Here is a 14,771-nt window from a genome sequence, read left to right on the forward strand (position 1 = left end):
GCACCCGCCCAACCCGCCCCGCGGGCGCCCCCCCCCCGGCTCCCGGGCCCGCGCCCGGCCGCTGCGCGGAGCCAGCCCCACCCCGCCCCTTCCCGAAACCGGTGGGCGCCGCCCCCGGATCCCCCGCACCGCCGCTCCGCGACGATCGCCTCAAACGCCGGCGAGGCTGGTGAGGGGACGGCGGGGCTGCGCCCCGGACCCCGCACCGCCGCTGCCGCGACGGTCGCCTCAAACGCCGGCGGGGCTGGTAAGGGGATGGCTGCGGACGGAGTGGGTAGGCGGGGCGTAGCCGTGGGGGCGCATCCAAGGGGCGTGGTGGGGACCACAGTCGCGGGGTGGGATCGGGCCTCTTCAGGGGGAGGCCGGTGGGCTATCCTGCTGGGCAGAGGATCCGGGCAACGTTGCCCCCGGGTCCTTTTGTGCTTTCAGCACGTTGAACACAGCACGAACTCCGGAAACGGTGGAATCCTAGGTTCCACACGGTGACCGGCGGCGGACCCCAAGGGCGCGGGGCCGCCACACGTACGAAGCAGTGCCGCAGAACCCTCGACGGGACCGAGGAGGAACCGACGTGATGGGCCAGCGAACCTCGCACGACCGACCGATGAACCGGGCAGGTGGTCGGGGATGAGCTCACTCCTGCTGCTGACCAACGCCCTCCAGCCGTCCACCGAGGTGCTGCCCGCCCTCGGCCTGCTCCTGCACAACGTCCGCGTCGCCCCCGCCGAGGGCCCAGCGCTGGTGGACACCCCCGGCGCCGACGTGATCCTGATCGACGGCCGCCGCGACCTCCCGCAGGTCCGCTCCCTCTGCCAGCTCCTGCGCTCCACCGGGCCCGGCTGCCCGCTGCTGCTGGTGGTCACCGAGGGCGGCCTGGCCGCCGTCACCGCCGACTGGGGCATCGACGACGTCCTGCTCGACACCGCCGGACCGGCCGAGGTCGAGGCCCGGCTGCGGCTGGCCATGGGCCGCCAGCAGATCGGCAGCGACGACTCCCCCATGGAGATCCGCAACGGCGACCTCTCGGTCGACGAGGCCACGTACTCCGCCAAGCTCAAGGGCCGGGTCCTGGACCTGACCTTCAAGGAGTTCGAGCTCCTGAAGTACCTCGCCCAGCACCCGGGCCGGGTCTTCACCCGCGCCCAGCTGCTCCAGGAGGTCTGGGGCTACGACTACTTCGGCGGCACCCGCACGGTCGACGTCCACGTACGGCGGCTGCGCGCCAAGCTGGGCCCCGAGCACGAGTCGCTGATCGGCACGGTCCGCAACGTCGGCTACCGCTTCGTCGCCCCCGAGAAGGTCGAACGCGCGGCCGAGGAGGCCCGTAACAAGGCCGCCGCGGAGGCCTCCGCCGGGACCCGGGCGCACGCCCGCCGCTAGGCCGGACGGCCGCCCGCCGGCAGGCCGGGCGGCCGGTACGCCGTTCGAGGGAGCCGGGAAGATCGTCCGGTGGGCAGACGCCCTGCCCACGGGGCGGTCACCCCGCGTAGAATTCTGCGCGTGGCCAAGGTGACGCGGGACGACGTAGCGCGACTGGCGGGTACCTCTACCGCCGTCGTGAGCTATGTGATCAACAACGGACCCCGGCCGGTCGCCCCGGCCACGCGCGAGCGGGTGCTCGCCGCGATCAAGGAACTGGGGTACCGGCCCGACCGGGTGGCGCAGGCCATGGCCTCGCGCCGCACCGACCTCATAGGCATGATCGTCCCGGACGCCCGGCAGCCGTTCTTCGCCGAGATGGCGCACGCGGTCGAACAGGCCGCCGCCGAGCGCGGCAAGATGGTCCTGGTCGGCAACTCCGACTACCGCACCGAGCGCGAGGTGCACTACCTCCGGGCCTTCCTCGGGATGCGGGTCTCGGGCCTGATCCTGGTCAGCCAGGGCATGAGCGAGCAGGCCGCCAGCGAGATCGAGGCCTGGGACGCCCGGGTCGTCCTGCTCCACGAACGCCCCGAGGCGATCGACGACGTCGCGGTGGTCACCGACGACATCGGCGGCGCCCAGCTCGCCACCCGCCACCTGCTGGAGCACGGCCACGCCTACGTCGCCTGCATCGGCGGCATCGAGAACACCCCCTCGGTCGGCGACCCGGTCGCCGACCACGTCGAGGGCTGGCGCCGGGCCATGCTCGAGTCGGGCCGCTCGGTGGAGGGCCGGCTCTTCGAGGCCCCGTACAACCGCTACGACGCCTACCGGGTCGCGCTGGAGGTACTGGCCGGCCCCGACCGGCCGCCGGCGATCTTCTGCGCCACCGACGACCAGGCCATCGGCGTCCTGCGGGCCGCCCGCGAGCTGCGGATCGACGTACCGGGGGAGCTGGCGGTGGCCGGCTTCGACGACGTCAAGGAAGCGGGCTTGACCGACCCGCCGCTGACCACCGTCGCCTCGGACCGGCCGGCCATGGCCCGGGCGGCCGTGGACCTGGTCCTCGACGACGCCCTGCGGGTGGCCGGCTCGCGCCGCGAGCGCCTGAAGCAGTTCCCCTCGGCCCTGGTGATCCGCCGCTCCTGCGGCTGCGAACCGGTCGGCTGACCCCCCTCCCCCATCGCGTGCCGCGGTCGTCCGGCCTGCCCGACACGCGTGCCCGATACGCGTGCCGCGGTCGTCCGTGGTGTGTGGGGGAGCCCCTTGACGCCCCGTGGCAGGCTGGTCCGGAGGCGGGCCCGGGCCTGGGATCGCCGCAGGCGACGGCGAAGCCGCGAAGTCCCAGGGGTGGGCCTGCCGCAGGGCCCGCAGGCCACGGGGCGTCAAGGGGCGGGGGACCCACACACCACGGACGACCGCCGTACCCGGCAGTGAGGCCGGCAAGTCCGCCCCGCCCCTTATTTGGGGCATACACCCTTCTGTCGCCCTTCTCAGCCTGGACTCAGGAAGCTCTCATCTACGGCGGACAGAGTCATACCCATGACCGAGAGCCACCGCCGCGAAGGCGACCACCAGGAGAACCCGACCCAGCAGCAGCCGGTCTTCGGCGACGACTGGCAGCGGGGCCGTGACCGGCTGGCACACGACACCCAGGCCGGCTACCCGCCGCCGCCGGCCTACCCGCCGGCCGCGCCGCAGGCCGCACCGCAGGCCGCGCCGCAGGCCGCGCCCGGCGCAGGGTGGGGCGCGGCGGCAGCCGCTCCGGTGGAGCCGGGGCTTGCCCCGGGACACCAGCCGCAGGTCATCCCCGGCGAGACCGCCCAGCGGTCCGCCGCCCACGACGGCGGGCACGGGGGCACCGGTGGCACCGGATGGGGCGCGGCGGCGCCCGCCGGCGGCCCGGCCCCCGTGGCCCGCGCCAAGCGGCCCGTGGCCCTGCTCGCGGCGGTGGCGATCGCCGCGGCCGTGGTCGGCGGCGGCACCGCGGCCGGCTTCGAGAAGTTCTTCAACAGCGGCTCCTCCTACTCCAGCGGCATCTCCGGCTCCAACGTCTCCGCCAACTCCGGCAGCGGCAGCGTGAGCGACGTCGCGAAGGAGGTCATGCCCTCGGTCGTGGAGGTGAACGCGACCACCGGCTCCGGCAAGTCCACCGGCTCGGGCGTGGTGGTCACCGCCGACGGCGAGATCGTCACCAACAACCACGTGGTCGCCGGCGCCACCGAGGTCACCGTGAAGACCTCCGACGGCAAGACCCACAAGGCGAAGGTGGTCGGCACCGACCCCGACAAGGACCTCGCGCTCGTCAAGATCGAGGGCGTCAGCGGCCTCAAGCCGGCCAAGTTCGGCGACTCGTCCAAGGTGAACGTCGGCGACCGGGTGGTGGCCGTCGGCTCCCCCGAGGGCCTGACCGGCACCGTCACCAGCGGCATCGTCTCCGCCCTGGACCGGGACGTGACCGTCCCCAAGTCCGAGGGCCAGGACCAGGACCGCCGCCAGCAGCAGTACCAGCAGGGCGGCGGCTGGCCCTTCGAGTTCGGCGGCCGCCAGTTCAACGGCGACACCGGCTCGTCGAAGACCACGTACAAGGCGCTGCAGACCGACGCCTCCCTCAACCCGGGCAACTCCGGCGGCCCGCTGTTCAACATGAACGGCGAGGTCATCGGCATCAACTCGGCCATCTACTCGCCCGCCAACGGCCAGTCCTCGGCCGGCAGCGTCGGCCTCGGCTTCTCCATCCCGGTCAACACCGTCAAGGACGACCTCGGCTCGCTCCGCAAGGGCGGCTCCGGCGGCGCCGGCGACTCCGGCTCGGACCGGTCCCAGGACCAGGGCGACGACGGCGGCCTCTTCGGCACCGGCTTCTGACCGGCCGGGGCGGGAGGAAGCGGGGGACCCGCGCACCGTGGGCGGCCACCCCCGCCCCGCCCCCGTGGCACGCTAGGACGCCCACCGTCCCCACCCCCGCAGAAGGACCCCTCACCCCCATGAACCCCGCCGAAGGCGACCCGCAGCGCATCCTGATCGTCGACGACGAGCCCGCCGTCCGCGAGGCGCTGCGGCGCAGCCTCGCCTTCGAGGGGTACGGCACCGAGTGCGCCGTGGACGGCCTGGACGCGCTGGAGAAGGCGGCCGGGTACGCGCCCGAGCTGATCGTGCTGGACGTGCAGATGCCCCGGATGGACGGCCTCACCGCCGCCCGCCGGCTGCGCGCGGGCGGGGTCACCACGCCCATCCTGATGCTGACCGCCCGCGACACCGTCGGCGACCGGGTCACCGGGCTGGACGCGGGCGCCGACGACTACCTGGTCAAGCCCTTCGAGCTGGACGAGCTGTTCGCCCGGATCCGCGCCCTGCTGCGCCGCAGCCGGTACGCCGCCCCGGCCGACGAGGGCGCCGCCGCCGAGGACGCGCTGACCTTCGCCGACCTGCGGATGGACCCGGCGACCCGGGAGGTCACCCGCGGCGGCCGGCCGGTGGAGCTGACCCGCACCGAGTTCACCCTGCTCGAGATGTTCCTGGCGCACCCGCGCCAGGTGCTGACCCGGGAGCAGATCCTCAAGACCGTCTGGGGCTTCGACTTCGAACCCAGCTCCAACTCCCTGGACGTGTACGTGATGTACCTGCGCCGCAAGACCGAGGCCGCCGGCGAGCCCCGGCTGGTGCACACCGTCCGGGGTGTGGGCTACGTCCTGCGCGCCGGCGAGGCCGGGGGCCCGGAATGAGCCCGTCCGGGCTCCTCGGCGCGCCCGCGGCCCGTTTCCGCGCCCTGCCGCTGCGCTCCCGGCTGGCCCTGCTGGTGGCCCTCGCGGTGGCGGTGGCGGTCGCCGCGGTGGCGGTGGCCTGCTGGTTCATGGTCCGTACCCAGCTGCGGGCGCAGCTGGACGACTCGCTGCGGGCCATCAGCACCGACAGCGCCGCCACGAAGGCGAACCAGGTGCTGGAGAGCCAGCTCGGCTGCCAGCAGTCCCGGCCGCCGGGCGGGGACCGGTTCGCCAGCAACCTGAACGCGAGCGTGCAGCTCGTCCTGCCCAACGGCACGGCCTGCTGGGTCAACGGCGAGGGCGTGCTGCCGGTGACCGGCGCCGACCTGGCGGTGGCCCGGGGCGAGCGGCGGTCGGTCATGCACGACGTGACCACCACCGGCGGCACCGAGATGCGGGTCTACACGCTGGCCGCCCGGGTCGACCAGGCGGGCGGCGCGCAGCTGCTCGCCATGTCGATCGCCAAGCCGCTGGGGGACATCGACAAGCCCCTCAACACCCTCGCCTGGGTGCTGCTCTTCGTCAGCGGGATAGGGGTGGTCGGGGCCGGGGCGGCCGGCCTGTGGGTGGCCCGGACCGGGCTGCGGCCGGTGGACGAGCTGACCGGTGCGGTCGAGCACATCGCCCGCACCGAGGACCTGACCGTCCGGATCCCCGACGAGGGCGAGGACGAGATCGCCCGGCTCTCGCGCTCCTTCAACTCCATGACCGCCGCCCTGGCCTCGGCCCGGGACCGGCAGGCGCAGCTGATCGCGGACGCCGGGCACGAGCTGCGGACCCCGCTGACCTCGCTGCGCACCAACATCGAGCTGCTGGCCCGCAGCGAGGAGACCGGCCGCCCGCTGCCCCCGGCGGACCGCGCCGAGCTGATGGCCTCCGTCAAGGCGCAGATGACCGAGCTGGCGGCGCTGATCGGCGACCTCCAGGAGCTGTCCCGGCCGGACGCGGCGCCCCGCGGCGCCCTGGAGGTGGTCGCCCTGCACGAGATCGCCGGCAGCGCGCTCTCCCGGGTCCGGCTGCGCGGCCCCGAGCTGGTCTTCACCGCCGAGCTGGAGCCCTGGTACGTCCGGGCCGAGGGCGCGGCGCTGGAGCGGGCGGTGGTCAACGTCCTGGACAACGCCGTGAAGTTCAGCCCGCCCGGCGGCACGGTCGAGCTGACCCTGCACGCGGGCGAGCTGACCGTGCGCGACCAGGGGCCGGGCATCCCGGCGGAGGAGCTGCCGCACGTCTTCGAGCGCTTCTGGCGCTCGCCGTCCGCCCGGGCGCTGCCGGGCAGCGGGCTGGGCCTGTCGATCGTGGCCCGGACCGCCGCCGGCGCCGGCGGCACGGCCGAACTGCGCCGCGCCGAAGCCGGCGGCACCGAGGCGGTCCTCCGCCTCCCGGGCGCCCCGACCCCGCCCCCGGAGGTCCCGTAACCCCCTCCGGGGGAGGTCCCGTAACCGCTCAGCCGTTGTGCCGGATCAGGGATTCGACCAGGCCGCCGCGGGTGTTGGGGAAGTCCATGGGGACGATGCCCAGGCCGGTGCGGCCGGTCAGTTCGCCGCCGTCGACGAAGGCGTGCACCTGCGGGTTGAGCCGGTCGGAGTTCCAGCGCGGCGGCATGTACGCGGCGGTGCTGGTGTAGTTCATGAAGAGCCGGCCGGGCTGCTGGACGGCCTTGCGGAACTGGTTCTCGATCTTGGTGCGCTTGCTGAACGGCTCGGCGTTGTAGTCGTCCTGGATGTCGAAGTCCCCGGAGGCGTACCGCACCCCGGGCAGTCCACCGTTGTCGGCGAGCAGCACGACCTTGCCGCGGGCCTGGCCGAGCAGCGGGATGCCGGGGTCGAGGCGGAACAGCGGGCGCCAGCCGCGGTTGTCGAGGTAGTCGTCGAAGACGGCCCGGAAGGTGGCGTCGCTCTCCGAGGAGTACTCCTGCTTGACCCGCATCAGGATGGTCTCGGAGGGGTGCGCGGCGAGGAAGTTCCAGCAGGCCACCAGCACGTCGCCGAACATGAGGTTCTGGTAGAAGGCCGCGTGGTGGATGGCGAAGGAGCCGCCGGTGACCCGGCAGCGGACGTCGAGGAAGCGGATCCCGGAGTCCAGCTGCTCGGCGACGGTGGTGTTCTGGCAGGCCACGTAGAGGCCGCCGAAGCGGGCGCCGGAGTCGTGGGTACCGGGGACGGTCATCCGCTGGAGCGGGGTGGCGTCGCCGAGCCCGCCCATCCAGTCCCGGGTGCCGGTGGCGGCGGCCCGGGCCGGGCCGGCCGTCCCGAGCGTCAGGGCCGCGCCGGCCGCCGCGGCTCCGGTCAGAAACGTGCGCCGGTTCAGGTTCATCGTCCGTCCCTCTGGTCCCGTCGGTCCCCCGGTCGGGGCTCATACTGACGGGTACACGACAAAGAGGGAATGGTCCGGGACAGATGTCCCACACAAGCGTCCGGCCGCCCCGGACGCCCGTTCCGCAGCCGTTCCGTACCCGGAACGCCGAAGGGGCGGCGCGCCGTTGCCGGCCCGCCGCCCCCTCCGGAGCTGACTTCGTTACTTGATGACCGTGATGCGGTCCGCCACCGGCGGGGCCAGCGGCGCGCCCTCCGAGGAGTGCGCGGTCAGGTAGGCGTTGAAGGCGTCCAGGTCGGACAGGCCCACCAGCTTGTTCTTGTGCTCCTTCAGGACGGTGAAGCCGTCACCGCCGCCCGCCAGGAACTCGTTCATCGCGACGCGGTAGGTGCGCGCCGGGTCGATGGCCGCGCCATTGAGCTTGACGGAGTCCACGACGACCCGGTCCGCGCCGGCCTTCGTCATGTCCAGGGTGTAGGTCAGGCCCTTGGAGATCTGGAGGATCTTCGGGGCCGGGCCGTTGACCGGGCCGGACACCTGCTGCTGGAGCGCCGTGACGAGCTGCGCGCCGGTCAGGTCGACCACGTTCATCATGTTGGTGAACGGCTGGACCGTGAAGGCCTCGCCGTAGGTCACGATGCCGTCGGCGGCCTCGTCGCCCGACTTGGCGAAGGCCAGGTCGGAGCGGATGCCACCCGGGTTCATGATGGCGAGCTGGGCGCCGCCCTTGGCCGCCGGGGCCAGCGCCTCGAGCTGCGCGTCGGCGATGACGTCACCGAGCGGCTTCTCGAAGGCGTCCGAGCCGCGGCCCGCGATGTCCGCGGAGATGAAGCCCTGCGGACGGTTGGCGATCGGGGCCGCCAGGGCGTTCCAGCGGTTGATCAGCTCGGTCATGTCCGCGGCCTTCGGCTGGTCGCGGCCGACCAGGCGGTTGGCGGTCTTCACGGCCGGGCGCACGATGTCGCCGGTGGCGCGGTCGTACGTCAGGTTCGTCTCGGTGAACAGCCGGCCGAAGGAGGCCGCCGAGGTGACCGTGCGCGGGTTGCCGGCCGGGTCCGCGATGGTGCAGGCGTAGGCCTGGTGGGTGTGGCCGGTGACCAGCGCGTCGACCTGCGGGCTGACGTTCTTCGCGATGTCGACGATGGCGCCGGAGATGCCGCCGCCGCTCTCGCAGCTGTCGTTGTACGCGGCCGAGGCGGGCAGGCCGCCCTCGTGGATGAGCGCGACGATGGACTTCACGCCCTGGCGCTCGAGCTCCTTGGCGTACTTGTTGATCGTCTCGACCTCGTCGCCGAACTTGAGGCCCTTGACGCCCTCGGCGGTGACCACGTCCGGGGTGCCCTCGAGGGTCACGCCGATGAAGCCGACCTTGACGCCGTCCTTCTTCCACACCCAGGTCGGGCTCATCAGCGGACGCTTGGTCTTGACGTCCGTGACGTTGGCCGCGAGGTACGGGAACTTCGCGCCCTCGTAGGTCTTGCCGTACTCGTAACAGCCGTCGACCGGGTGGCAGCCGCCGTACTCCATGCGCAGGAGTTCCTGGCGGCCCTCGTCGAACTCGTGGTTGCCGACGCTGGTGACGTCCAGGTTCAGCTTGTTCAGCGCCTCGACGGTCGGCTCGTCGTGGAAGAGGCCGGACAGCAGCGGGCTGGCGCCGATCATGTCGCCGGCGGCGGCGGTGACGGAGAACGGGTGGCCCTCGCGCGCCTTGCGCAGGCTGGTGGCCAGGTACTCCACGCCACCGGCCGGTATGGCCTTGGTGGTGCCGTCGGCCTGGCGCTCGGTCACGGTGCCCGAGGAGCCCTGCGGGGGCTGGAGGTTGCCGTGGAGGTCGTTGATGTTGAGCATCTGGACGTCGACGTACCGGCCCGCGGCCTTGCCCGCGGGAGCGGTGGTGGCACCACCGGCGGCGCCGGCCGGCAGTGCGGCCGCGACCATGGCGCCGGCACCGGCCGTGAGGGCCAGGGCGGAGAGGGTCAACCGGCGGGTGCGGCGGTGCCGTTGCGGCGTCGCTGTCATCTGTTCCCCTTTGAAGCAGCGTGCGATAGGAGGTCACGTGCGGAAATCGCGGTCGCAGCCTACGGTCAACGCGCGTAGCGCGACAGGGGGTCCCCGGTTACGAGAGGGTTGCGAGTGGGCGCTGCGGCCGCCCGCCGCCGCTTCGCCGTAGGCTCCCCGTATGACTGACGCAGCAACGGCTCTGGAGCCCGGACGACAGATCCAGGAACTCGACGAACTGACGCGGGAGCAGGCCGAGGCCGTGCTCGGCCTGATCGAGGAGGCCGCGCTCACCGACGGCACCACCGCCGTCTCCGAACAGGGCCGCCTCCAGCTCGCCGGCGGCCGGCGGGAGGGCATCCGCCACTTCCTCCTCACCGAGCAGGGCCGGCTGGCCGGCTACGCCCAGCTGGAGGACACCGACCCGGTCGAGGCCCCGGCCGCCGAGCTGGTCGTCCACCCCTCGATGCGCGGCCGCGGCCACGGCCGGGCGCTGGGCACCGCGCTGTTGGCGGCCTCCGGCAAGCGGCTGCGGGTCTGGGCGCACGGCGGCAAGTCCGCCGCCCGGCACCTCGCCCAGGTCCTGGGCCTCACCCTCTTCCGCGAACTGCGCCAGCTGCGGCGCCCGTTGGGCGAGCCGATCGCCGAGCCGGCCTTCCCCGAGGGCGTCACCGTCCGCACCTTCGTGCCCGGCCAGGACGACGCGGCCTGGCTGGCCGCCAACGCCGAGGCCTTCGCCCACCACCCCGAGCAGGGCGCCCTGGTCCAGCGCGACCTCGACGACCGCAAGGCGCAGCCCTGGTTCGACGCCAAGGGCTTCTTCCTCGCCGAGCGGGACGGGCAGCTGGTCGGCTTCCACTGGACGAAGGTCCACGCCGCCGAGCGGCTCGGCGAGGTGTACGTGGTCGGCGTCCGGCCCGGCGCCCAGGGCGGCGGCCTCGGCAAGGCCCTGACCGCCGTCGGTCTGCGCCACCTCGCCGCCGCGGGGCTGCCCACCGCCATGCTCTACGTCGACGCCGACAACCCGGCCGCGCTGGCCGTGTACGAGCGCCTGGGCTTCACCACCCACGAGGTCGACCTCATGTACCGCACCGAGTCCTGAGGCGCACGTCGGGGGCCCCTGCACCCGTTCAGGTGACGGCCAGGTCACGGCCTTGCCCCGGGGGCCCCCTGCAAGCCACACGCCATTAACCGGGCATTCAGACACCCTTGCGACGCTCGCGGAATGGAGCCCGTCGCCGACCCGTCCAAGAGCAACGGACTACGTCACCCCTCGACCACCGCCCACCCGACCAGCGCCCGCACCACCCCCCTGCGCCTCACCGCGGCCCCCTCCGGCGCGCCTGTACTGCCGCCTGCGCGGAAGAATGGACGTATGAGCCAGCAGAGCAGCGCCGAGGTCCCGGTCCAGCACCCCCAGCCCTCCGTCGGTTCCATAGCCGCGCACCGGCCGCACACCATGTCCGCGGCCGTGTCCGACCTGGAACCCGACCTGGACGGCGATCTCGACGCGTACGAGGAGGACGGCTCGGCGGGCGAGCTGCCCAGCGGGCGCTTCCTCGACCGCGAGCGCAGCTGGCTCGCCTTCAACGAGCGCGTGCTCGAACTCGCCGAGGACCCCGCCACGCCCCTGCTGGAGCGGGCGAACTTCCTCGCGATCTTCGCCAGCAACCTCGACGAGTTCTTCATGGTCCGGGTCGCCGGCCTCAAGCGGCGCATCGCCACCGGCGTGGCCACCCGCTCCGCCTCCGGCCTGCAGCCGCGCGAGGTGCTGGAGCTGATCTGGACCCGCTCGCGCGAGCTCATGGCCCGGCACGCCGCCTGCTACCAGCACGACATCTCCCCCGGCCTGGCCGAGGAGGGCATCCACCTGATCCGCTGGCCCGACCTCACCGAGAAGGAACAGGCCCGGCTCTTCACCCTCTTCAAGAACCAGATCTTCCCGGTCCTCACCCCGCTGGCCGTCGACCCCGCGCACCCCTTCCCGTACATCTCCGGCCTCTCGCTCAACCTGGCCGTGGTCGTGCGCAACCCGGTCAGCGGCCACCGGCACTTCGCCCGGGTCAAGGTCCCGCCGCTGCTGAGCCGCTTCCTCGAGGCCTCGCCGCAGCGCTACGTCCCCATCGAGGACGTCATCGCCGCGCACCTGGAGGAGCTGTTCCCCGGCATGGAGGTGCTGGCGCACCACATGTTCCGGGTCACCCGCAACGAAGACCTCGAAGTCGAGGAGGACGACGCGGAGAACCTGCTCCAGGCCCTGGAGAAGGAGCTCATGCGGCGCCGCTTCGGCCCGCCGGTCCGCCTGGAGGTCGAGGAGTCCATCGACCCCGGCGTCCTGGACCTGCTGGTGCAGGAGCTCAAGGTCAGCCCGGCCGAGGTCTACCCGCTGCCCGGGCCCCTGGACCTGACCGGCCTCTTCGGCATCTCCTCGCTGGACCGGCCCGAGCTCAAGTACCCGAAGTTCGTCGCCGGCACCCACCGGGACCTCGCCGAGGTCGAGTCCGCCTCCGCGCCCGACATCTTCGCCGCGCTGCGCGAGCGGGACGTCCTGCTGCACCACCCGTACGACAGCTTCTCCACCTCCGTCCAGGCCTTCCTGGAACAGGCCGCCGGCGACCCGGACGTGCTCGCCATCAAGCAGACGCTGTACCGCACGTCCGGCGACTCGCCGATAGTCGACGCCCTGATCGACGCCGCCGAGTCCGGCAAGCAGGTGCTGGTCCTCGTCGAGATCAAGGCCCGCTTCGACGAGCAGGCCAACATCAAGTGGGCGCGCAAGCTCGAAGAGGCCGGCTGCCACGTCGTCTACGGCCTGGTCGGCCTCAAGACGCACTGCAAGCTCAGCCTGGTCGTCCGCCAGGAGGGCGAGCTGCTGCGCCGCTACTCCCACGTCGGCACCGGCAACTACCACCCCAAGACGGCCCGGCTCTACGAGGACCTCGGCCTGCTCACCGCCGACCCGCAGGTCGGCGCGGACCTCTCGGACCTCTTCAACCGGCTCTCCGGCTACTCCCGGCGGGAGACCTACCGCCGGCTGCTGGTGGCCCCGAAGTCGCTGCGCGACGGACTGATCTCGCGGATCAACAAGGAAGCCGCCCACCACAAGGCCGGCCGCCCCGCCTACGTCCGCATCAAGGTCAACTCGATCGTGGACGAGGCCCTGATCGACGCCCTGTACCGGGCCTCCCAGGCCGGGGTGCCGATCGACGTCTGGGTGCGCGGCATCTGCGCCATCCGACCGGGCGTGGCCGGACTCTCGGAGAACATCCGGGTCCGCTCCGTCCTCGGCCGCTTCCTGGAGCACTCCCGGCTCTTCGGCTTCGCCAACGGCGGCGAACCGGAGATCTGGCTCGGCAGCGCCGACATGATGCACCGCAATCTCGACCGGCGCATCGAAGCGCTGGTCAGGGTCACCGACCCGGCCCACCGGGCCTCGCTGGACCGGCTGCTGGAGACCGGCATGTCCGACGCCAGCGCGTCCTGGCACCTGGGCCCGGACGGGGAGTGGACCCGGCACAGCACCGACGCGGACGGAACCCCGCTGCGGCACGTACAGGAGATGCTCATAGACGCCCGGAGGCGCCGGCGTGGCTCAGCAACACCATGACTCCAGCGCGGGGGACGTGCTCGGGGCCTATCTCCGCTCGCAGGCGACGGCCTTCCTGCGCGGACTGAGACTGCACGAGGAGAGCGGGGCGGACGCGGCGGAGGGCGTGGAGGCGGCCCGGGTCCTGCGGGGCGCGGCCCGCCGGATCAGCGGCTCGCTGGCCACCTACCGGCCGGTCGCCGACACCGGCTGGGCGGACGGTCTGCGCACCGAGCTGACCTGGCTGTCCACCACGCTCGCCGACGAGCACGCCTACGCGGCCCGGCTGACCCGGCTGCTGGACGCCCTGCACCGGCTGTCCGGCACCGGCGGCCCGGAGGTACCGGCCCCCCGGGGCACCGCGCGGGGGGCGCTCACCGTCGGCTCGGCGCGCGCCGCGGCGCTCCTGGAGCGGCAGCTCACGCTGGCCCGCACCCGGGCGCACTCGGCGACCCTGCACGCGCTGGGCTCCTCGCGCTTCCACGCGGTGGCCGACGCGGTCGCCGTGCTGGCCTCCGAGGTCCCACTGGACCCGGTCGCCGCCGTGGGCCGCACCGACCAGGTGCTCGTACCGCTGTCCGCGCAGGTGGCGGACCGGCTGGCGGTGGCGGTGGCGGAGCTGCCGCTGGTCCGCGCCGGGCACCCGTACAACGCCGAGGCGCTGGTGGACGACGAGGGCCAGGACGCACCCTGGCACCGGGTCCGCACCCTGCTGCGGATCCACCGGTACGCCCAGGAGGCCCTGACCGAGGACACCGCCCGGCTGACCGTGGCCGGCCTGGCCCTGGACCGGCACCGGGACGCGGCCGAGGCGGCCGGCGCCGCCGCGCACGCGGCGAAGACCCCGCGGATCGCCCCGGCGACCGCCTACGCGCTGGGGGTGCTCCACGCCGACCAGCGGCACGAGGTCGAGGCGGCCCGCTTCGAGTTCCAGCGGCTGTGGCGGCGGGCCGAGGAGCCGGACGGCGCGGACGGCGCCGCCCTGGTCGACGAGGCCGGGATCCGAGCATGAGGCCGCTGGTCGCGGCGGGCTGCGTGCTGTGGCGCCGGTCCGCCGCGGACGGCGGGCCGGAGCTGTGCCTGGTGCACCGGCCCCGGTACGACGACTGGTCCTTCCCCAAGGGCAAGCTGAAGCGGGCCGAGACCCCCGAGCGGGCCGCCCACCGGGAGGTGCTGGAGGAGACCGGGTACCTCTGCACGCTGGGCGCCCCGCTGCCCACCGCCCGTTACCTGGTGGCCGGCGAGCCCAAGACCGTCCACTACTGGGCCGCGGAGGCGGGCGACGGCGGATTCGTGCCCTCCGTCGAGGTGGACCGGCTGCTGTGGCTGCCGCCCGCCGCGGCCCGGCTGCGGCTGACCCACCCGCACGACCGTCCGCTGGTCGACGCCTTCCTCGCGGCCCGGCCGGCCTGACCGTACGGTGGCCGGGGAGGCGGCCGGACGGACCGGACCGCCCCGCCCGCACCAGGGTCCCGGGTGGCTGGAAACCGCCACTCCCGGCCCGCCGGGCGTCCCCCGTACCCGCGCCTGGGCGTATCCGCAGGCACCGGCGCGCGGAGCCGCCGGGGCGCACCATGCCGTCCGCCACGGTTCACCGTCCGTTCACTCACCCCCGTCGGCCGCTTCACCTGATCTGCCTAATTTCGACTGTGCACGGTGCGGGTCACGGGCGAAGAACCGCTGACCGCCGCGCGACAGTCGTACTCCTCTTCGCACGCCGCCCCGAAACTTCAGGCCGGTCGGCGGCT

Annotated in this window: 11 protein-coding genes; 9 read left to right on the top strand and 2 right to left on the bottom strand. The window is 73.5% G+C overall.

From position 1 onward, the window contains the following. The first annotated feature begins 627 nt into the window (after window positions 1–627). From AB0O40_RS26175 to AB0O40_RS26195, 5 genes are all read left to right on the top strand, one after another. Window positions 628–1,380 (top strand): response regulator transcription factor, encoded by a 753-nt coding sequence (locus tag AB0O40_RS26175; protein ID WP_365046463.1) that lies wholly within the window; start codon window positions 628–630, stop codon window positions 1,378–1,380. Between the two features lie 120 nt (window positions 1,381–1,500). Further along, entirely contained in the window at window positions 1,501–2,532 is a 1,032-nt protein-coding gene (locus tag AB0O40_RS26180; protein WP_365046465.1) for a LacI family DNA-binding transcriptional regulator, read from the top strand. 372 nt (window positions 2,533–2,904) lie between these two features. Then, a complete protein-coding gene (locus AB0O40_RS26185) occupies window positions 2,905–4,230 on the top strand; it encodes a trypsin-like peptidase domain-containing protein (RefSeq protein WP_365046466.1) in 1,326 nt (441 codons plus the stop codon). Window positions 4,231–4,349: 119 nt separating this feature from the next. Further along, window positions 4,350–5,087, top strand: coding sequence for a response regulator transcription factor (locus tag AB0O40_RS26190; protein WP_365046468.1), 738 nt, complete (start codon window positions 4,350–4,352; stop codon window positions 5,085–5,087). Further along, entirely contained in the window at window positions 5,084–6,541 is a 1,458-nt protein-coding gene (locus AB0O40_RS26195) for a HAMP domain-containing sensor histidine kinase (RefSeq protein ID WP_365046470.1), read from the top strand. Before AB0O40_RS26190 ends, AB0O40_RS26195 begins: the two co-directional genes overlap by 4 nt. A gap of 28 nt (window positions 6,542–6,569) precedes the next feature. Here AB0O40_RS26195 and AB0O40_RS26200 read toward each other — a convergent pair whose 3' ends face one another. Together AB0O40_RS26200 and AB0O40_RS26205 are read right to left on the bottom strand one after the other, a co-directional pair. Continuing rightward, window positions 6,570–7,439 carry a phosphatidylinositol-specific phospholipase C gene (locus tag AB0O40_RS26200; protein WP_365046472.1) on the bottom strand — a complete coding sequence of 290 codons (870 nt, stop codon included), beginning with the start codon at window positions 7,437–7,439 and terminating at the stop codon, window positions 6,570–6,572. 201 nt (window positions 7,440–7,640) lie between these two features. Further along, window positions 7,641–9,458, bottom strand: a complete 1,818-nt coding sequence (locus AB0O40_RS26205) for a 5'-nucleotidase C-terminal domain-containing protein (RefSeq protein WP_365046475.1) — start codon at window positions 9,456–9,458, stop codon at window positions 7,641–7,643. A gap of 160 nt (window positions 9,459–9,618) precedes the next feature. Between AB0O40_RS26205 and mshD the strand changes: the two genes are divergently transcribed. From mshD to AB0O40_RS26225, 4 genes are all read left to right on the top strand, one after another. Continuing rightward, complete coding sequence (gene mshD, locus AB0O40_RS26210) at window positions 9,619–10,539, top strand: mycothiol synthase (RefSeq protein ID WP_365046478.1); 921 nt, start codon at window positions 9,619–9,621, stop codon at window positions 10,537–10,539. Between the two features lie 273 nt (window positions 10,540–10,812). Continuing rightward, window positions 10,813–13,044: an RNA degradosome polyphosphate kinase gene (locus tag AB0O40_RS26215; protein ID WP_365046481.1), complete on the top strand. Its 2,232-nt coding sequence runs from the start codon at window positions 10,813–10,815 to the stop codon at window positions 13,042–13,044. After that, on the top strand, window positions 13,025–14,035 hold the full coding sequence (locus AB0O40_RS26220) for a CHAD domain-containing protein (protein WP_365046484.1): 1,011 nt from the start codon (window positions 13,025–13,027) through the stop codon (window positions 14,033–14,035). The genes AB0O40_RS26215 and AB0O40_RS26220 overlap by 20 nt, the downstream gene beginning before the upstream one ends. Next, window positions 14,032–14,436, top strand: coding sequence for an NUDIX hydrolase (locus AB0O40_RS26225; RefSeq protein ID WP_365046487.1), 405 nt, complete (start codon window positions 14,032–14,034; stop codon window positions 14,434–14,436). Before AB0O40_RS26220 ends, AB0O40_RS26225 begins: the two co-directional genes overlap by 4 nt. Window positions 14,437–14,771: the final 335 nt, after the last annotated feature.

It is taken from the genome of Streptomyces sp. NPDC089919 (assembly GCF_040684615.1).
Classification (GTDB): domain Bacteria; phylum Actinomycetota; class Actinomycetes; order Streptomycetales; family Streptomycetaceae; genus Streptomyces.